Origin of the sequence: Streptomyces sp. RKND-216, assembly GCF_004795255.1 — a bacterium.
Lineage (GTDB): Bacteria > Actinomycetota > Actinomycetes > Streptomycetales > Streptomycetaceae > Streptomyces > Streptomyces hazeniae.
Genome location: NZ_SSBQ01000002.1, coordinates 2178232 through 2195339, shown reverse-complemented (window position 1 = coordinate 2195339; position 17108 = coordinate 2178232). Strand labels below are relative to the sequence as shown.

Genomic DNA, 17108 nt, shown 5'->3' with positions numbered 1-17108 from the left:
GGATGGCCGAGGGGGCGGGGGGCGCCGTCGTGCGCCCGGCGGGCTGGGCGCGCCGGGCCGGCATCGCGGGCGCGGTGGTCGGCGTGGTCGCCGCCGGGTTCGCGGCGGAGCGGCTGACGGTCAACCGGGCCGTACGCCGCCGCGCGCGGCTCGCCCTGGACGCCTCCGGTCCGTACGGCACGCTGCGGGGCACCCCCGGCACGGCGTGGACGGACGACGGCGTGGAGCTCCACTACGAGACCGACGAGCCGGACTCGCCGGTCCCGGGCGCCCCCACGGTGGTCTTCACCCATGGCTACTGCCTGGACCAGGACTCCTGGCACTTCCAGCGCGCCGCGCTCCGCGCCGCCGGCACGCACCGGTGCGTCTACTGGGACCAGCGCGGACACGGCCGGTCCGGCCGCGGCGCGGAAGGCCGCCCGGTGAGCATCGACCGGCTCGGCCACGACCTGCGGGCCGTCCTGGACGCGGCCGTTCCGGAAGGGCCCGTGGTGCTGGTCGGCCACTCCATGGGCGGCATGTCGGTCATGGCGCTGGCCGAGCACCACGCGGAATACGTCGCCGAGCGGGTGGCCGGCGTGGCGCTGCTCAGCACCTCGGCGGGCGAACTGGGCGAGGTCACCTACGGGCTGCCGGCCGCCGGGGTGCGCGCTGCGCGGCGGCTGGCGCCGGGGGTGCTGCGGGCGATGGCGGCGCAGAGCGCCCTGGTGGAACGCGGCCGGCAGGCGGCCTCCGACGTCTTCGCGTCCCTGGTGCGCCGCTACTCCTTCGGCAGTCCGGCGGACGCGGACCCGGCGGTGGCCCGGTTCGTGGAACGGATGATCGAGTCGGTGCCGGTCGATGTGGTCGCCGAGTTCTATCCCGCCTTCGCCGCTCACGAGAAGACGACGGCGCTTGCGGCCTTCGGGAACGTCCCGGCGCTGGTGCTGGCGGGCGACCGGGACGAGCTCACGCCGTTCCCGCACAGCGAGCGCATCGCCGCCGCGCTGCCCGCCGGGACGGCGGAGCTGGTGGCCGTCGAGGAGGCCGGGCACCTGGTTCCGCTGGAGCGGCCCGAGGTGGTCGACGCGCACCTCGCCGCGCTGCTGGCGCGTACCATCCGGAGCCATGGAAGCACCGCAGCACAGCGCCCCCCAGCCGCACGCCGTCCGGGCCGCGCACGCCGTCGAGATCGAGACCGCTGACCGGATGCGGGAGCTGGGCCGGCGGCTGGCGAAGCTGCTGCGGGCCGGCGATCTGGTGCTGCTGACCGGCGAACTGGGGGCGGGCAAGACCACGCTGGCGCGCGGCCTCGGCGAAGGACTGGGGGTACGCGGCGCGGTGACCTCGCCGACGTTCGTGATCGCTCGTGTCCACCCCTCGCTGTCCGACGGGCCGCCGCTGGTGCACGTGGACGCGTACCGGCTGGGCGGCGGCCTGGAGGAGATGGAGGACCTCGACCTGGACGTCTCGCTGCCGGAGTCGGTGGTGGTCGTGGAGTGGGGCGAGGGCAAGGTCGAGGAGCTGGCCGACGACCGGTTGCACGTCGTCATCGCACGCACGCTGGGCGCCGAGGCGGCCGAGGCGGCCGAGGCGGACGCCGGGGTGGACGACGTGCGCCGGGTCGTCGTCACCGCGGTGGGCGGGCGTTGGTCGGGGGAGGACCTGACCCTCCTTGGCTGAACGGGCGACGCGCACCCGGTGAAGGTTTCCGACAGCGCGTCGGAAAAAGGTTGCGCAGGTGGGCGCGCCCGTGGTCCCATGGAGGCCCAGAGCTGGTTAGGTCAGCCTAACTTCGGAGGTGTCCATGTCGGCAGAGGAGCGGGTCCGCCCCCGTGCGTGGCACCAGTCGCCGACCATGAGCGAGCTGCTCGCGTCGTGCGTCGCCGCCGACGCGGTCTCCCGGCCGCCGCGCACGCCGGACGCCCCTGCGGCGGAAGCCGAGCAGGAGGCGGGCACCGAGCGTCCTGCCGTGCCGCAGGTGCGTCGCGACGCGGCCTGAGCGTCGCCCGTACGGGTGGTTTCCGGCTGTCCCCGCGCACGTGCTCCCGGCGCCTGCGGTGCCGTGCCGCCGCCCGCGCCCGACCGTCAGGGGACGACGACCACCGGGGTGCCCGGGGTGGCGAATCGCCACATGGCCTCGCCGTCCGCGGTGCGTTCCCGGATGCCGCCGGTCTTCTTCGCCGGGTCCAGCTCCGGACGGGAGCCGTCCGCCGCGGCGCTGAAGCCCACGACCGTCCCGTCCGCGTACCCGAAGATCACCACGTTCTCGATCGGCACGCCGTCGGTGCCGGTGACCTGCGCCGTGCGCGAGGTCACCTCGTACGCGTCAGGCTCCGGGTCCACCGTGCCCGGCCAGACCTCGTACGTGCGGGAGACCCGTTCGTTGGCGCCCACCAGCCACACGCGGTCGCGCCGCAGCGAGTAGACGACGCGTTCCCCGGTGCCGGAGTCGGCGGGCAGGACGCGTTCGGACTCCTTGCGGTCCAGGGCGGACGCGCTGGGGGTGGGGGAGCCGTTCGCCCCGGTGCCCGCGCCGTTCGGGGCCGTGTGCCCGTCGTCCTGGGCGGCGGCCGCCTGGAAGGCGAGGAAGGACACCACGGCGAAGGCCAGCGCGGTGAGAACCGCGACGAAAGTCCCCGCGCTGCGGCCGCTTTTGCCTGTCACCGGCTGCCACCCTCCGTCTGCCTGCGTTCGCCAGCGGCCCGACGTTAGCAGTGCCCGGGGGCGGCGCGCCCCCGGGCGTGGCCGAGAGCCCGGGCCCCGGGGCGGGAGGGCTCCGTCCGGGCGCACTACCCGGCGCCGTTCGGGCCCGGTACGGCGGGACCCGCGCGCCGCCGAACCGGACCGGCCGCCTCCCGTGCCACAGTGGCGCGTCCCGTTCCGGTCGTCGCCCCGGGAGGGCGTGTCAGAGCCGGTGGGGGCAGGTGAGGGCCCGGCGGGGCCGGGGCGAGGAGGCGCAGCGTATGGCAGCCGGGTCCGGCACCCCTTCTCCGTCGCCCGGCCCCCGCCCGGGTTCCGGCGCCGCGACGGGAGCGGTCGGCGATCCTCTCGCCCTGGTGCGCAGCCGCCGCTACGCGGTGCTGCTGGTGGCGTCGGCCCTGCTCGGAGTGCCGGTCTGTGCGGCGGCGTTCGGGTTCCTCGCGCTGACGGAGAGCCTCCAGCACGTGTTGTGGAAGGACCTGCCGGAAGCCCTGGGCCTGGCCGCCACCCCGCTGTGGTGGCCGTTGCCGCTGCTCGCGGTCGGCGGCCTGTGCGCGGGTCTGGCCATCCGCTACCTGCCGGGGAACGGCGGTCACGAGCCCTCTGCCGGCTTCGCGCCCGGTGCCCCGCCGCGTGCCGTCGAGCTGCCGGGCATCGTGCTGGCCGCGCTGGCGTCGCTCTCCTTCGGCGCGGTGCTCGGGCCGGAGGCGCCACTGCTCGCCCTGGGCGCCGGACTGGCCGCGAACGCCGTACGCCTGGCCCGCCGCGATCCGGCGCCGCAAGCGAGCACCGTGCTCGGCGCGGCGGGGAGCTTCGCGGCCGTCAGCTCCCTGCTCGGCTCGCCGCTGCTGGGCGCGTTCCTGCTGATGGAGGCCTCCGGGCTGGCCGGGGCGATGCTGGGGCCGGTGCTGGTGCCCGGCCTCCTCGCGGCCGGAGTCGGATCGCTGCTCTTCGTCGGCCTCGGGTCCTGGACCGGGCTGGGCACCTACGCGCTGGAACTGACCGACGTGCCCCCGGCCCAGGACCCGACCGTTCCCGAGTTCGGCTACGCGGTCCTGACCGGGCTCGTCGCCGCCCTGGCCTGCGCGCTCGTCCGCAGGGGCGCCGTCCGGGTGCGCCGGTGGGTCGAGCCCCGGCGGGTTACCGGCACGGTCTGCCTCGGCCTGGCCGTCGGCGCCGTCGCGGTCGGCTATGCGGCGGGTACGGACCGGGAGGCGAGCGAGGTGCTCTACTCCGGGCAGTCCGCGCTCAGCCCGCTGCTGGCGGACGCCGCCGGCTACTCGGCGGCCACCCTGGCGCTGCTGCTGGTGTGCAAGACGGTCATGTACGCGCTGTGCCTCGCCGGTTTCCGGGGCGGCCCGGTGTTCCCCGCGATGTTCGTGGGAGCCACCGGTGGGCTGCTCCTCGCCCACCTGCCCGGGCTGTCCCCGCTGTCCGGCTTCGCCATCGGCATCGGCGCCATGGGAACCGCCATGCTCCGGTTGCCCCTGACCTCGGTCCTCCTGGCGACCCTGCTGCTCGGGAAGGCCGGGCTGACGGTGATGCCGCTGGTGATCGTCGCGGTGGTCACGGCCTACGTCGGCACCGCCGTGCTCAGCCCTCCCGGGACGGCGGGGGACACCGCGGACCGCTGAGTGCGCGACGGCGGCGCGTCGGCCTCCGACGGCGCACATCCGGTGCCGCGCGCCTTGCGGGGCGCCGTACGCAACGGTCCGGGTCAGCGCACGACCTCCCGTCCGGGCGCCGGACGCCTCGGCCCGCACGCGGCCCCGGAGGCCTGCACGCGCCTCGGCCCGCGCGCCGACGGGCCGGGCCCGAACGGGGGCGGGGCGGCGGCGCCTCCCCTGCGTCCGCCCCGTGCAGAGCCGACCGGTCCGCCCGCCGCGTCCACGGCCGTCGGCCGAGGTCGTTCGCGGGTGATCCACCACCATGCCTCCGTCCGGTTCCGGGTCTCGCTCCCGGAGCCCCGCACGTCGGGGGACGGACCGCCGGTGAGACGGACGTGCCGCCCCCGTGAGGCCGTCCCTCGCGGCGTTCCGCGGAGCCCTGACGGCGCACGTGCGCCGCGGAGACGTGGTTCGGGAGGCCGACCGATCGGCCGTAGGCTGGCACCGTGCTGCTGCTCGCTCTGGACACCGCCACGCCCGCCGTCACCGTCGCCGTGCACGACGGTGCGCAGGTACTCGCCCGCGCCGACCAGGTCGACGCCCGCCGCCACGGGGAGCTGCTGCTCCCCTCCGTGGACCGGGTGCTCCGTGAGGCGGAGCGCACCCTCGCCGACGTCACGCACGTCGTGGCCGGCGTCGGGCCCGGCCCGTACACCGGCCTCCGCGTCGGACTGGCCACCGCCGAGGCGTTCGGCGCGGCCCTCGGCGTGCCCCTGCACGGTCTGTGCACGCTGGACGGCATCGCCTACGCCACCGGTCTGGACACCCCGTTCGTGGTGGCGACCGACGCTCGCCGCAAAGAGGTGTACTGGGCGCACTACGCCGACTCCCGTACCCGGCGGGGTGAACCGTCCGTGGACCGCCCGGCGGACATCGCGGACGCCGTGGCGGGCGTGCCCGCCGCCGGAGCGGGCGCCCGCCTGTACGCCGACACCTTCACCGCCGTACGCGAGGACCTGCCCGAACACGTGTCGGCCGCGGCGCTGGCCGAACTGGCGGCGGAACTCCTGACCGCCGACCCCGGCGGCGGCACCGGGTTCCTGCCGACGCGCCCGCTGTACCTGCGGCGGCCGGACGCGCAGGTGCCCCGGAACTACAAGGTGGTCACTCCCCGGTGAGCATCCGGAACGCACGCCCCGCCGAGACCCGGAAGCCCCCGGGCGACGCCCCGACGTCCGGCACCGGCACCGGAACGACGCGGGGGCAGACGCCGGCGGAGACGGTCGCCCTGCGCGAGATGCGGTGGTGGGACATCGAGGCCGTGCTCGGGCTGGAACGGGCGCTCTTCCCGCAGGACGCCTGGTCGGCGGGCATGTTCTGGTCAGAGCTGGCGCACGCCCGCGGCCCGCACGCCACCCGCCGCTACCTGGTCGCCGCCGCACCCGGTGGCGGTCTCGTCGGCTACGGCGGGCTCGCCGCGGTCGACGGGGTCGGCGACATCCAGACCATCGGCGTGCTTCCCGCCCACGAGGGCACCGGGCTCGGCTCCCGGCTGCTCGCCGCACTGCTGGACGCCGCCGAGGGCGCGTTCGGCTGCCGCAGCGTCATGCTGGAGGTGCGCGTCGACAACCCGCGCGCCCAGCGCCTCTACGAGCGCTTCGGCTTCGAGACCATCGGCGTCCGCCGCGGCTACTACCAGCCCGGCAACGTCGACGCCTACGTGATGCGGCGCCACCGCGATCCCGCGCCGCGCGACGCGCACGACGAGACCCAAGGAAGCCGCCATGGCTGACGAGCCCCTAGTCCTCGGTATCGAGACCTCCTGCGACGAGACCGGTGTCGGCGTCGTCCGCGGGCACACGCTGCTCGCGGACGCCATCGCCTCCAGCGTGGACGAACACGCACGGTTCGGCGGCGTGGTGCCCGAGGTCGCCAGCCGCGCCCACCTGGAGGCGATGGTGCCGACCGTCGAGCGGGCGCTGAAGGAGGCCGGCGTGTCCGCCCGCGACCTCGACGGCGTCGCCGTCACCGCCGGTCCGGGCCTCGCCGGGGCCCTGCTCGTCGGCGTCTCGGCCGCCAAGGCGTACGCCTACGCGCTCGGCAAGCCGCTGTACGGGGTGAACCACCTTGCCTCGCACATCTGCGTCGACCAGCTGGAGCACGGCGCGCTGCCGGAGCCGACGATGGCGCTGCTGGTCTCCGGCGGCCACTCCTCGCTGCTGCTCGCCCCAGACATCACCTCCGACGTGCGGCCGCTGGGCTCGACCATCGACGACGCGGCCGGCGAGGCGTTCGACAAGATCGCTCGCATCCTGCACCTCGGCTTCCCCGGCGGGCCGATCATCGACCGGTACGCGCGCGAGGGCGACCCGCGGGCGATCGCGTTCCCGCGCGGGCTCACCGGCCCGCGCGACGCGCCGTACGACTTCTCCTTCTCGGGCCTGAAGACGGCCGTCGCCCGCTGGATCGAGGCGAAGCGCAACGCGGGCGAGGACGTGCCCGTCGCGGACGTGGCCGCGTCCTTCCAGGAGGCGGTCACCGACGTACTGACCCGCAAGGCGATCCGCGCCTGCAAGGACGAGGGCGTCGACCATCTGATGATCGGCGGCGGCGTCGCGGCCAACACCCGGCTGCGGGCGATGGCCGAGGAGCGCTGCGCGGACGCCGGCATCACGCTCCGCGTGCCACGGCCCAAGCTGTGCACGGACAACGGAGCGATGGTCGCCGCGCTCGGTGCGGAGATGGTCGCCCGGAACCGGGCGGCGTCCGACTGGGATCTGCCCGCCGACTCGTCCCTGCCGGTCACGGAACCGCACGTTCCGGGCCGGGAAGGGCAGGAGGACGGCCATGACCATGCTCTCGGTCACCGCCACGACCACGACCACGTGCACGAACTGAGCAGGAAGAACCTGTACGCATGACCGTCGCACTGATGTGGGAGGCCAAGGCCGTCGAGGGCCGCGGCGACGAGCTGCTCTCCTGGGCCCGTCACCAGGTGCTCTCTCCGGCGCCGCTGCGCCGCGAGACCTACCGCGCGCCCGGCGACCGGGTGCTCGTCATCGCCTGGTGGCACGCGGGCTACGACGCGGACCTCCCCGAAGTACCCGAACCGCCGGCCGAGCTGATCGCCCGCCCGGTGCACCGCTGGCGCTTCGAGCAGGTCCAGCCCGCCTGACGGCCCACCACCTCGGGGGTGGTGCGTCAGGCGGACCGCAGGACCGCTCTCGGCACCTGGTCGCTGACGTAGACCGGGTCGTCGGCCAACTGCCGTGCGAGGTAGGCGGATCGGGAGACCTGCCCTTGGCCTTCCCCGGCCAGGGCCGGGGCGGGGCCGGCGAGCACCAGGACGAGCGTGAGCAGGATCAGGCGTACGGCTCGTCTCACGGTGCCCCCCGGTGTCGCGTGTGGGCACCATCCCTGCCGGGCGACGCGCGCCCTGCGAACCCCCGGGGGGCCGAAGCGGCCTACGCGCTCGCCGGGCGGCCGAGCAGCATGGTGGGGGCGCCCGCGACGCGGGTGAGGAACACGGTGGCCGAGCCCGGGCCCCGGGGCTTCACCTTCCTCCGCAGCTCCTCGGGTTCGACGGCGGAGCCGCGCTTCTTCACCGTCAGCGTGCCGATCCGCCGCTCGCGGACCAGAGCGCGCAGTCGTTTGAGGTGGAACGGCAGCACGTCGGTGATCTCGTACGCGGTCGCGAACGGCGTGGGGGTGAGCGCGTCGGCGGTGACGTACGCGATCGTCGGGTCGATCAGCCGGCCGCCGACGGCCGCCGCTGCCTCCGCGACGAGATGGGCGCGGATCACCGCGCCGTCCGGCTCGTAGAGGTAGCGGCCGACGGGGCCCGGCTCCGGGTCGGGCAGCCCGGCGCCGTGCAGGGTCGCGCCCTGCGGCAGCAGCGTGGCCCGCACGCGCGGACCGTCTCCGCCCGCGGGCCCGCCGAACCAGAGCACGGCCTCCTTCACGTCCCCGGCGCAGGAGATCCACTCCGCCTCGGCCTCCTCCGGCACCACGTCGTGCGGGATCCCGGGCGCCACCTTGAGGGCGGCGTGCTGCGCGGCGCGTGCGGTGTCGATCGCCCAGCTCAGCGGCGGGGAGTACGCCTCCGGGTCGAAGATGCGGCCGCCCCGGCGCCCGCCGCGCCGGGCGGGGTCGACGAACACGGCGTCGCAGCCGGTGAGGTCCGCCGCGGCGACGTCGCCGCAGCGCACCTCGATCAGGCCGTCCAGCCCGAGTACCGCCGCGTTGGCGCGGGCGACGGCGCAGGTCAGCGGGTCGCGGTCGACCGCCCGGACGGACAGGCCGGCACGGGCCAGGGCGAGTGCGTCGCCTCCGACGCCGCAGCCCAGGTCGGCGACGCGGCCTGCCCCGCGCGCGGCGAACCGGGCGGCGCGGTGCTCCGCGACCGCCGTACGGGTGGCCTGCTCCAGCCCGTTCGGCGTGAAGTACATCCGGGCCGCGTCCGCCGCGCCGAACTTGGCGACGGCTCGCTGCCGCAGCCGGGCCTGCGCGACGGCCGCGGTCACCAGCGACGGCGGATGCGTCCGCCGCAGCCGGGTCACCACGGCCAGCTCGTCCGCGGGGTCGTGGTCGCGCAGCGCGTGCAGCAGCGTCGCGCCCTCGGGCGTCAGCAGCGCGGCGAACGCGGCGACGTCCTCGGGCACGTCGTCCGGTAGGGAGTCGGGTACGGCGCCCGGTGCGTCGTCCGGCGGGTCGGGGGGACCTGGCGTGTCGGGGGTGTCGGATACGGCCACACGGCTCATTCTCCCCGCCGCGCCGGAACGTCTGCGGGGTGTCCCCGGGAGCGGGTGGCACGATCCGGCGTCATGCGAGTAATGCGACAAAAGGTAAATATGACCGGACGAACGACCCGTCCCGTCCTGGCTTTCTCCGCCCTCGCGCTACTCGCCGCCCTCGCCCCCGGTGCGGGAACGGCCGACGAGCCGCCGCCCGCCTCGGCCGCCGGCGACCCGGTGCAGGCGGACGGGCCCGCCGCAGGGCGGGCGGGCCCCGGGGCCGCCACGGCGACCGACGCCGGAACCGCCAGACCCCGCGAGCACCGGGCGGCACCCGGGGAGCGGGAGGACACCTCGCAACAGGACGGCCGGACCGGGGCACGGCCCGCGACGCGTCACCGGGACGACGGCCGGCCCCCCGGCCACGGGGGCGGGGAACCGGCCGCCCGCCCGCGCGCCGCGGACCGCGTCGCCGCACCGGCACGCCGCCCGCTCGCGCTCTCCGTCGCGGTGGGCCCCGCCGCGCGCGCCCGGGCACTGACCACCGCCGACACCCTCGCCGCGCACGCCGCACGCATCCAGCGGCGGGTCGCCGCGTACCACCGCTGGGGGCTTCAGCCGCCGCCACCGCGCCCCGCGCCGCCCGTCGTCAAGCCACGCGTCCGAGGCGCCACGGTGGTGCGCCGGGTGCCCACGGACGACCGGGTCGTCTTCCTCACCATCGACGACGGCGCGCGGAAGAGCCCCGAGTTCCTGCGCATGGTGGACGACCTCGACATCCCCGTGACGTCCTTCCTCGCCGACGACGAGGCGGTGCTCCGCCCGGGATACGGGTACTTCCGCCGCCTGGAGGTCCTCGGCGGGACCGTCCAGAACCACACGCTCACCCACCCCTACCTGCCGGCACTCTCCTACCGGGAGCAGCGCCGCGAGATCTGCGGGCAACAGGACCGCATCCAGGAGGAGATGGGCGGTCCCCAGCCGCGCCTGTTCCGTCCGCCGTACGGCGCCTACGACCGGGACACCCTGCGCGCGGCCCGCGCCTGCGGCCTGGACGCCGTCGTGCTGTGGGGCATGGAGGCATGGGCGGACCGCATCGACTTCCAGGAGCCCGGCGCGGACCTCTACCCGGGCGCCGTGATCCTCACCCACTACCGCGGCCCGGCCTCCTGGGGCGACGGCGGCACCATGGCCGACATGCTGCGCGGAGTGCTGGAGGCCGCCGCCGAGCAGGGCTACGCCGTCGGCCGGCTGGAGGACTACCTGTGAGCGGCCCGTCGGCTCACCGCCCGTACAGCGTGGTGAGGTCGATCTCCATGGGGAACGGGACGACGACCGAGAGCGTGTCCCGGTGGATGCCGGTGGCCACGTAGGCGCCCGTGGTGTCGTCCCGTTCGTAGGCGTGCACGACCGTCCGGTCGTCCTCCTCCTCGACGCGCCAGAAGTGCCGGATGCCGGCGTGGGCGTACTTCAGCGGCTTCGTCTCGCGGTCCCGTGCGACGGACTCCGGCGAGACGATCTCGACGACGAGGACGACTTCGCCGGGCAAGTAGGAGGTGCGCTGCTTCTTCGGAGGCGCGTCCACGACCAGAATGTCCGGCTCCGGGCGCTGACGTTCACCCAGACGGATGGTCATCTCCACCTCGGTCAGCAGGTCGTGCGGGGCCGCGAGCTCTATGGCGTTGGCCAGCCGCCGCATCACCCGGCTGTGAAAAGAGGTCTGCGGCGACATCATGATGAGAGCTCCGTCGATCAGCTCCGTGCGCGGGGCGGACGGCGGAAGCCTGTCCAGGTCGTCGGCCGTCCAGCCGTCCGGGGGTGCCGGCCACAACCAGTCCGGCAGGGATTCCGCACTCACAGTCGGCACTCCTTCGCAGGGCGGGCACCTCGACGCGTCGATGCCGCTCAGCGTACCGCCGAGGCCCCGGGACACTCCGGTCGTTGGCACTCTGGTTGACGGAGTGCTAACCGCGGCATAATCTCGGTTCTGGCACTCTCCACCGGTGAGTGCCAAAGCGCGACGGGCAGATCCGGCACCCGCGACGACGGGTCTTCCAGGTCGCCACCCCAGACATTCATGACCCCGCTGAGAACTCCGAAGGGGGAGGTCGGATCGTGACGACCGCCACCAGCTCCAAGGTTGCCATCAAGCCGCTCGAGGACCGCATCGTGGTCCAGCCGCTCGACGCCGAGCAGACCACGGCCTCGGGCCTGGTCATCCCGGACACGGCGAAGGAGAAGCCCCAGGAGGGCACCGTCCTGGCCGTCGGCCCGGGCCGCTTCGAGGACGGCAACCGCCTGCCGCTCGACGTGTCCGTCGGCGACGTCGTGCTGTACAGCAAGTACGGCGGCACCGAGGTGAAGTACAACGGCGAGGAGTACCTCGTCCTCTCGGCTCGCGACGTCCTCGCGATCGTCGAGAAGTAAGCACCTCCAGCAAGCCGAGAAAGCCGAAGAGAAGCTTTCGATCCGCGCCCCGGTACCCGCCGTGCATGAGCTTCCGGGACCGGGGCGCGGTTCATTCGAGAGGACCCATAGCTCCCATGGCCAAGATCCTGAAGTTCGACGAGGACGCCCGTCGTGCCCTCGAGCGCGGCGTCAACAAGCTCGCCGACACCGTCAAGGTGACCATCGGCCCCAAGGGCCGCAACGTCGTCATCGACAAGAAGTTCGGCGCCCCGACCATCACCAACGACGGTGTCACCATCGCCCGCGAGGTCGAGGCCGAGGACCCCTACGAGAACCTCGGCGCCCAGCTGGTGAAGGAGGTGGCGACCAAGACCAACGACATCGCGGGCGACGGCACCACCACCGCCACCGTGCTGGCGCAGGCGCTGGTCCGCGAGGGCCTGCGCAACGTCGCCGCCGGCGCCTCCCCCGCCGCCCTGAAGAAGGGCATCGACGCCGCGGTCAAGGCCGTCTCCGACGACCTGGTCGGCACCGCCCGCCCGATCGACTCCAAGGAGGACATCGCCGCGGTCGCCGCGCTGTCCGCCCAGGACAAGCAGGTCGGCGAGCTGATCGCCGAGGCGATGGACAAGGTCGGCAAGGACGGTGTCATCACCGTCGAGGAGTCGCAGACCTTCGGCCTGGAGCTGGACTTCACCGAGGGCATGGCCTTCGACAAGGGCTACCTGTCGCCCTACATGGTCACTGACCAGGAGCGCATGGAGGCTGTCCTCGACGACCCGTACATCCTGATCCACCAGGGCAAGATCAGCTCCATTCAGGACCTGCTGCCGCTGCTCGAGAAGATCATGCAGGCCGGCAACAGCTCCAAGCCGCTGCTGATCATCGCCGAGGACGTCGAGGGCGAGGCGCTGTCCACCCTCGTCGTCAACAAGATCCGCGGCACCTTCAACGCCGTCGCCGTCAAGGCGCCCGGCTTCGGCGACCGCCGCAAGGCGATGCTCGGCGACATGGCCACCCTGACCGGCGGCACCGTCATCGCCGAGGAGGTCGGCCTCAAGCTCGACCAGGCCGGTCTGGACGTGCTGGGCACCGCCCGCCGCGTGACCGTCACCAAGGACGACACCACCATCGTCGACGGCGGCGGCAAGGCCGAGGACGTGCAGGGCCGCGTCGCCCAGATCAAGTCCGAGATTGAGACCACCGACTCCGACTGGGACCGCGAGAAGCTCCAGGAGCGCCTGGCCAAGCTGGCCGGCGGCGTCTGCGTGATCCGCGTGGGCGCGGCCACCGAGGTCGAGCTCAAGGAGAAGAAGCACCGCCTGGAGGACGCCATCTCCGCGACCCGCGCCGCGGTCGAGGAGGGCATCGTCTCCGGTGGCGGTTCCGCACTGGTGCACGCCGCCAAGGTGCTCGAGGGCTCGCTCGACAAGAAGGACGACGAGGCCACCGGTGTCGCCGTGGTCCGCCGCGCGCTCGTCGAGCCGCTGCGCTGGATCGCCGAGAACGCCGGCCTGGAGGGCTACGTCATCACCTCCAAGGTCGCCGAGCTCGACAAGGGCCAGGGCTTCAACGCCGCCACCGGCGAGTACGGCGACCTGGTGAAGGCCGGTGTCCTCGACCCGGTCAAGGTCACCCGTTCCGCGCTGGAGAACGCCGCGTCCATCGCGTCGCTGCTCCTCACGACCGAGACCCTGGTCGTCGAGAAGCCGGCCGAGGAGGACGAGGCCGCCGGCGGCGGTCACGGCCACGGCCACGCGCACTGAGCCTGCCCGCTCCGCGAGCCGGTGACGAGGCCCGGTGCACCCCGTGAGGGGTGCACCGGGCCTCGTCCGTTCCCGGAACCCGTTCCGTGAGGGGTGCCCGGGCGCCGTCAGGCGGATGCCTCGGCGCCGAGTTCGCGCATCAGCCGCGGGATGTCGTAGTGCCACCAGCTCTCGTGGATCTTCCCGTCCTGGAACCGGCACACGGTCGTGCCGGTCATGGTGCACTCCCGGCCGGTGGGCGCGATGCCCATGAAGTCGCCGCGGTGCCGGCCCCGCCACGTCCAGAGCGTCACCACGGTGTCCCCCTCGGCCACCTGCCGGTCGAGGGTGAAGTCGAAGTCGAACGCCTCCCGCCAGCGCGTGATGTCGGCCTTCAGCACGTCCCTGCCGACGGTCGTGTTCGCCTCCTTGGCCACGTCGTGGTCGATGTGGTCCGGGATGTACAGCTCGTCGATGACGTCGATGTTGCCGCCGACGGCGACCTCCTCGTAGAAGCGGCGCATGGTCTCCGCGTTGAAGGTCTCGTCCCGCACCACGTCGAGGTCGGTGAAGGTGGGCATGCCGTCGCAGAGCGCCACCATCTCCCGGAACACCCGGTCGGTCTCCGGGAGCTCGGAGTTGCGCATCGCCTCCTCGTACGACGGGAACTCGACGATCTCGACGAAGTGCGCGCCGTCCGAACGGTCCCGGCCCACCACCTCGTGCGTCGCCGTCCGCTTGCCCCGGGTCTGCTCGGCCCAGGTGTCCATGAGCCGGTTCATCTCCTCGAACCTGTCGGTCCGGCAGTCGATGAGCTGGAGGAAAGTCATGGCGCCTCCCGCGCTGGCGGAGGTCCCGTCAGCAGGCGGGGCCTCGCTGGTCGGAGGTCGTCCCGGTGCCGGGGAGGGGACCGACGGACGCCGGCGGCGGCCCTTTCCCTTCCAGCTTAGGCCGGTTCGCGGCAGGTCTCATGCGGTCACCTCGGTCCGTACTTCCGGCCCGTTCCGGTGCTCGCGCGGGCCAGCACGCCGCGTGGGGCGAGCCGCATGAGTCCCGCCAGCGCCTTGTACCGGGGGTCCGGGACGGACAGGGCGCGGCCCCGTGCCAGGTCGGCGAGCGCGGCGTCCACGACGCGCCCCGCGTCCAGCCACATCCATCCCGGCACGTTCCCGGCGTCCATGCCCGCCCGCTGGTGGAACTCGGTGCGCACGAAACCCGGGCACAGCGCCATCAGCCGTACCCCGGAACCCGCCAGGTCGGCCGCGACGCCCTGGGTGAACTGCGTGATCCAGGCCTTGGACGCGCCGTAGGTGCCGCGCGGCAGGAACGCGGCGACCGAGGCGACGTTGACCACGCCGCCGCGCCCGCGCTCCCGCATGGCCTCCGCGGCCGCCGCCGTGGAGCGCAGCACCGCCTCGCAGTGCACCCGCAGCATCGTCAGCTCGTCGGCCATCGGCACGTCGAGGAAGCGCCCCTTGTTGCCGAAGCCCGCGTTGTTCACCAGCAGGTCCACCGGGCGGTCGCGGTCGCCGACGCGCTCCTCCAGCGCGACGATGCCCTTCTCGGTGGCGAGGTCGGCCGTGAGGACGGAGACCTCGACGCCGTGCCGGTCGTGCAGGTCGGTGGCCCGCTCGTGCAGCCGTTCGGTGTCGCGGGCGAGCAGCACCAGGTGGTGCCCGTCCCGGGCGAGCCGTTCGGCGAACGCGGCGCCGAGGCCCGCGGTGGCCCCGGTGATCAGTGCAGTCGTCATGCGGGCACGGTATCGGCCGTCAGGAAGGCGCCGTCAGGAGGACGCCGTCCGGCGCATCGCCTTGCTCCGCGCCTCGGGGTGCAGGGCGTCGCCCGCGTCGAGCAGTTTCGGCAGCAGGTCGGGCTCGGTGGTGACCGCCCGGAACAGCTGGGAGACGGTGACGTCGTGGCCGGGCCGGTGCACGAGGTCGATCGGGTCCCCGGCGCGGATCTCGCCCGGTTCGATCACCCGCAGGTAGGCGCCTGGGACGGCGCGCTGCGTGAAGGTCTTCACCCAGCCCTTCTCCCCGAGCCAGCCGGCGAACGTGCGGCACGGGATGCGGGCGCTGCTGACCTCCAGCAGCAGGTCGGCGCCGATCCGCCAGCGTTCGCCGATCCGTGCGCCGTTCACGTCGACGCCCGAGGTGGTGAGGTTCTCGCCGAAGACGCCGCCGGTCAACTCGCGGCCCAGCTCGCGCGCCCAGACGTCGAGGTCCTCGCGCGCGTAGGCGTACACGGCCTGGTGGTCCCCGCCGTGGTGGCGCAGGTCGCCGATGGTGTCGCCGGTCAGCCCGCTGCCGCCGACCCCTTTGGCTCCCGGTGCCGTGACGGAGACGGGGCCGTCGGCCGGGCGCTTGTCGATACCGGTGACGTGGGAGGGCGAATCGGTGTAGTCCGCGGTGCGCGGCCGGGCGAGGTTCACGGACAGCAGCTGCATCATGGACGCACGCTAGCCCCGGGGCCGTCGCCGGGGCGACCGCACAGGTCCTGTTCCGCGCGAGGCGGGTCACCCCGGCCGCGCGGATGATGAATCGTTTCTGCTCAGCCGCCCGAGCCGGACGACGTCGCGATCAGGCGGTGGCGTGCCCGGCCCATCAGTTCCTCGCGCTCGTCCTCGGTCAGGCCGCCCCACACGCCGTACGGTTCGCGGACCGTGAGCGCGTGCGCCGCACACTCGGAGCGGACGGGGCAGCGCATGCAGACCTCTTTCGCGGATGCCTCACGCGCACTTCGGGCCGCTCCGCGCTCACCCTCGGGGTGAAAGAACAGGGAACTGTCGACGCCCCGGCAGGCGGCCAGCAGCTGCCAGTCCCACAGATCGGCGTTCGGGCCCGGGAGGCGGGAGAAATCTGCCATTGCGTGTCCCCTCAGTGGCGTAGTGCGACTGATGTGTCACTCATCGGTAAATATGATCCCTTGCCGAATCTAGCTATTACCCAACCGAAACGGAAGGAATCCCGACCAAACAGGGCATTCGTGAACGAGCAGCGCGGCTGCGTGATCTCACCCGACCGTGTCCGTACACTCACGTAGAGTGTCGGAGGCGGCCGCGGCAGCCCGTAACTCTTTTGGGTGACCGTCGTTGAGAGTGCGGAGGTGGTCGACGAGAACCGTCGGGAACCGCGGGTTCCCGGAGTCGTCGGCCGCACACAGGTGACGTTCTGCAACAGCCTGGAGGCTCAAGGTGATGCGCATCAGTGGTGGAGGGTGGTCATGACGTCCGTCCTCGTCTGCGACGACTCCCCGCTTGCCCGAGAGGCGCTCCGCCGCGCGGTCGCGACCGTGCCCGGCGTCGAGCGAGTGACGACGGCCGCCAACGGTGAGGAAGTCCTCCGCCGCTGGGGTGCCGACCGCTCCGACCTCATCCTCATGGATGTCCGGATGCCCGGCCTGGGAGGTGTGGAGACCGTCCGGCGGCTGCTGTCCGCCGACCCCGGCGCCCGCATCATCATGCTGACGGTGGCCGAGGACCTGGACGGCGTCGCCCTCGCGGTGGCCGCCGGTGCCCGCGGCTACCTGCACAAGGACGCCTCACGCGCCGAACTGCGGGCCACTGTCACGCAGGCCCTGGCCGACCCGACCTGGCGGCTCGCCCCGCGGCGGCTGCGGTCGGCGGAGATGGGCGCGGCTCCCACCCTCACCGCCCGGGAGATCCAGGTGCTGGAGGGCATGAGTCACGGCCGTTCGAACGCCGAGATCGGCCGCGAGCTGTTCCTCTCCGAGGACACGGTCAAGACCCACGCACGTCGGCTGTTCAAGAAGCTCGGCGCCTCCGACCGCGCGCACGCCGTCGCCCTCGGCTTCCGCTGGGGCCTCGTCCGCTAGGACACCACGCGCCCCAGCCCGGCAACTTCTCGCAGGTCGCGTACGTCGCCCGGTCTCCCCGACGGGTGCGGGAAGCCCTCCCGCACCCGTCGGCCCGG

The 17108-nt window shown here is 73.7% G+C and carries 20 protein-coding genes; 12 read left to right on the top strand and 8 right to left on the bottom strand.

The window, feature by feature from the left end; translation table 11 throughout:
* Positions 1 to 2 precede the first annotated feature (2 nt).
* The 3 genes from E4198_RS09565 (at position 3) to E4198_RS09555 (ending at position 1981) form a co-directional block, all read left to right on the top strand.
* The gene (locus E4198_RS09565) at positions 3 to 1184 is read left to right on the top strand and encodes an alpha/beta hydrolase (RefSeq protein WP_136182797.1); all 1182 of its coding nucleotides are present in this window, start codon (positions 3 to 5) and stop codon (positions 1182 to 1184) included.
* The gene (tsaE, locus tag E4198_RS09560) at positions 1108 to 1662 is read left to right on the top strand and encodes a tRNA (adenosine(37)-N6)-threonylcarbamoyltransferase complex ATPase subunit type 1 TsaE (RefSeq protein ID WP_136182796.1); all 555 of its coding nucleotides are present in this window, start codon (positions 1108 to 1110) and stop codon (positions 1660 to 1662) included. Before E4198_RS09565 ends, tsaE begins: the two co-directional genes overlap by 77 nt.
* 124 nt (positions 1663 to 1786) lie before the next feature.
* Positions 1787 to 1981 (top strand): hypothetical protein, encoded by a 195-nt coding sequence (locus tag E4198_RS09555; RefSeq protein WP_136182795.1) that lies wholly within the window; start codon positions 1787 to 1789, stop codon positions 1979 to 1981.
* 86 nt (positions 1982 to 2067) lie between these two features.
* On the opposite strand, the gene E4198_RS09550 is transcribed toward E4198_RS09555, so the two are convergent.
* Positions 2068 to 2646 (bottom strand): hypothetical protein, encoded by a 579-nt coding sequence (locus E4198_RS09550; protein WP_136182794.1) that lies wholly within the window; start codon positions 2644 to 2646, stop codon positions 2068 to 2070.
* 299 nt (positions 2647 to 2945) lie between these two features.
* Here E4198_RS09550 and E4198_RS09545 point away from each other — a divergent pair, with 299 nt between their 5' ends.
* From E4198_RS09545 to E4198_RS09525, 5 genes are all read left to right on the top strand, one after another.
* Positions 2946 to 4316: a chloride channel protein gene (locus E4198_RS09545; protein ID WP_136182793.1), complete on the top strand. Its 1371-nt coding sequence runs from the start codon at positions 2946 to 2948 to the stop codon at positions 4314 to 4316.
* 479 nt (positions 4317 to 4795) lie between these two features.
* On the top strand, positions 4796 to 5467 hold the full coding sequence (gene tsaB, locus E4198_RS09540; RefSeq protein ID WP_136182792.1) for a tRNA (adenosine(37)-N6)-threonylcarbamoyltransferase complex dimerization subunit type 1 TsaB: 672 nt from the start codon (positions 4796 to 4798) through the stop codon (positions 5465 to 5467).
* A gap of 119 nt (positions 5468 to 5586) precedes the next feature.
* Positions 5587 to 6081 carry a ribosomal protein S18-alanine N-acetyltransferase gene (rimI, locus tag E4198_RS09535; RefSeq protein WP_136185287.1) on the top strand — a complete coding sequence of 165 codons (495 nt, stop codon included), beginning with the start codon at positions 5587 to 5589 and terminating at the stop codon, positions 6079 to 6081.
* Entirely contained in the window at positions 6074 to 7210 is a 1137-nt protein-coding gene (tsaD, locus tag E4198_RS09530; RefSeq protein ID WP_136182791.1) for a tRNA (adenosine(37)-N6)-threonylcarbamoyltransferase complex transferase subunit TsaD, read from the top strand. The genes rimI and tsaD overlap by 8 nt, the downstream gene beginning before the upstream one ends.
* Positions 7207 to 7464, top strand: a complete 258-nt coding sequence (locus E4198_RS09525; RefSeq protein WP_136182790.1) for a hypothetical protein — start codon at positions 7207 to 7209, stop codon at positions 7462 to 7464. Before tsaD ends, E4198_RS09525 begins: the two co-directional genes overlap by 4 nt.
* Before the next feature lie 26 nt (positions 7465 to 7490).
* Here E4198_RS09525 and E4198_RS09520 read toward each other — a convergent pair whose 3' ends face one another.
* Both E4198_RS09520 and E4198_RS09515 read right to left on the bottom strand, forming a co-directional pair.
* Complete coding sequence (locus tag E4198_RS09520) at positions 7491 to 7673, bottom strand: hypothetical protein (RefSeq protein ID WP_136182789.1); 183 nt, start codon at positions 7671 to 7673, stop codon at positions 7491 to 7493.
* A gap of 80 nt (positions 7674 to 7753) precedes the next feature.
* Positions 7754 to 8950 (bottom strand): class I SAM-dependent methyltransferase, encoded by a 1197-nt coding sequence (locus E4198_RS09515; RefSeq protein WP_247597892.1) that lies wholly within the window; start codon positions 8948 to 8950, stop codon positions 7754 to 7756.
* A gap of 189 nt (positions 8951 to 9139) precedes the next feature.
* Between E4198_RS09515 and E4198_RS09510 the strand changes: the two genes are divergently transcribed.
* Positions 9140 to 10291, top strand: a complete 1152-nt coding sequence (locus E4198_RS09510; RefSeq protein WP_168711406.1) for a polysaccharide deacetylase family protein — start codon at positions 9140 to 9142, stop codon at positions 10289 to 10291.
* Positions 10292 to 10304: 13 nt separating this feature from the next.
* Here E4198_RS09510 and E4198_RS09505 read toward each other — a convergent pair whose 3' ends face one another.
* On the bottom strand, positions 10305 to 10880 hold the full coding sequence (locus E4198_RS09505) for a Uma2 family endonuclease (RefSeq protein WP_136182786.1): 576 nt from the start codon (positions 10878 to 10880) through the stop codon (positions 10305 to 10307).
* Between the two features lie 257 nt (positions 10881 to 11137).
* Between E4198_RS09505 and groES the strand changes: the two genes are divergently transcribed.
* Together groES and groL are read left to right on the top strand one after the other, a co-directional pair.
* Complete coding sequence (gene groES / locus E4198_RS09500) at positions 11138 to 11449, top strand: co-chaperone GroES (RefSeq protein ID WP_027763338.1); 312 nt, start codon at positions 11138 to 11140, stop codon at positions 11447 to 11449.
* A gap of 116 nt (positions 11450 to 11565) precedes the next feature.
* Positions 11566 to 13197: a chaperonin GroEL gene (gene groL, locus E4198_RS09495; RefSeq protein ID WP_136182785.1), complete on the top strand. Its 1632-nt coding sequence runs from the start codon at positions 11566 to 11568 to the stop codon at positions 13195 to 13197.
* Between the two features lie 107 nt (positions 13198 to 13304).
* Here groL and E4198_RS09490 read toward each other — a convergent pair whose 3' ends face one another.
* From E4198_RS09490 to E4198_RS09475, 4 genes are all read right to left on the bottom strand, one after another.
* On the bottom strand, positions 13305 to 14006 hold the full coding sequence (locus E4198_RS09490) for an ester cyclase (RefSeq protein WP_136182784.1): 702 nt from the start codon (positions 14004 to 14006) through the stop codon (positions 13305 to 13307).
* 146 nt (positions 14007 to 14152) lie between these two features.
* Positions 14153 to 14926 (bottom strand): SDR family oxidoreductase, encoded by a 774-nt coding sequence (locus E4198_RS09485; RefSeq protein ID WP_136182783.1) that lies wholly within the window; start codon positions 14924 to 14926, stop codon positions 14153 to 14155.
* A 33-nt stretch (positions 14927 to 14959) separates the two neighbouring features.
* Positions 14960 to 15622 (bottom strand): MOSC domain-containing protein, encoded by a 663-nt coding sequence (locus E4198_RS09480; RefSeq protein ID WP_136185286.1) that lies wholly within the window; start codon positions 15620 to 15622, stop codon positions 14960 to 14962.
* Positions 15623 to 15726: 104 nt separating this feature from the next.
* Complete coding sequence (locus tag E4198_RS09475) at positions 15727 to 16041, bottom strand: WhiB family transcriptional regulator (protein ID WP_027763333.1); 315 nt, start codon at positions 16039 to 16041, stop codon at positions 15727 to 15729.
* A gap of 357 nt (positions 16042 to 16398) precedes the next feature.
* On the opposite strand from E4198_RS09475, the gene E4198_RS09470 reads away from it, so the two are divergent.
* Entirely contained in the window at positions 16399 to 17010 is a 612-nt protein-coding gene (locus E4198_RS09470; protein ID WP_003948568.1) for a response regulator transcription factor, read from the top strand.
* Positions 17011 to 17108: the final 98 nt, after the last annotated feature.

Bases quoted from the DNA above. Each gene is read 5' to 3' on its own strand.
- E4198_RS09475 (WP_027763333.1), bottom strand. From the start codon at position 16,041: ATGGCAGATTTCTCCCGCCTCCCGGGCCCGAACGCCGATCTGTGGGAC.
- E4198_RS09565 (WP_136182797.1), top strand. From the start codon at position 3: ATGGCCGAGGGGGCGGGGGGCGCCGTCGTGCGCCCGGCGGGCTGGGCG.
- E4198_RS09470 (WP_003948568.1), top strand. From the start codon at position 16,399: ATGACGTCCGTCCTCGTCTGCGACGACTCCCCGCTTGCCCGAGAGGCG.
- tsaE (WP_136182796.1), top strand. From the start codon at position 1,108: ATGGAAGCACCGCAGCACAGCGCCCCCCAGCCGCACGCCGTCCGGGCC.
- E4198_RS09545 (WP_136182793.1), top strand. From the start codon at position 2,946: ATGGCAGCCGGGTCCGGCACCCCTTCTCCGTCGCCCGGCCCCCGCCCG.
- rimI (WP_136185287.1), top strand. From the start codon at position 5,587: ATGCGGTGGTGGGACATCGAGGCCGTGCTCGGGCTGGAACGGGCGCTC.
- E4198_RS09525 (WP_136182790.1), top strand. From the start codon at position 7,207: ATGACCGTCGCACTGATGTGGGAGGCCAAGGCCGTCGAGGGCCGCGGC.
- E4198_RS09480 (WP_136185286.1), bottom strand. From the start codon at position 15,622: ATGCAGCTGCTGTCCGTGAACCTCGCCCGGCCGCGCACCGCGGACTAC.
- E4198_RS09555 (WP_136182795.1), top strand. From the start codon at position 1,787: ATGTCGGCAGAGGAGCGGGTCCGCCCCCGTGCGTGGCACCAGTCGCCG.
- groL (WP_136182785.1), top strand. From the start codon at position 11,566: ATGGCCAAGATCCTGAAGTTCGACGAGGACGCCCGTCGTGCCCTCGAG.
- E4198_RS09510 (WP_168711406.1), top strand. From the start codon at position 9,140: ATGACCGGACGAACGACCCGTCCCGTCCTGGCTTTCTCCGCCCTCGCG.
- tsaD (WP_136182791.1), top strand. From the start codon at position 6,074: ATGGCTGACGAGCCCCTAGTCCTCGGTATCGAGACCTCCTGCGACGAG.
- E4198_RS09485 (WP_136182783.1), bottom strand. From the start codon at position 14,926: ATGACGACTGCACTGATCACCGGGGCCACCGCGGGCCTCGGCGCCGCG.
- E4198_RS09490 (WP_136182784.1), bottom strand. From the start codon at position 14,006: ATGACTTTCCTCCAGCTCATCGACTGCCGGACCGACAGGTTCGAGGAG.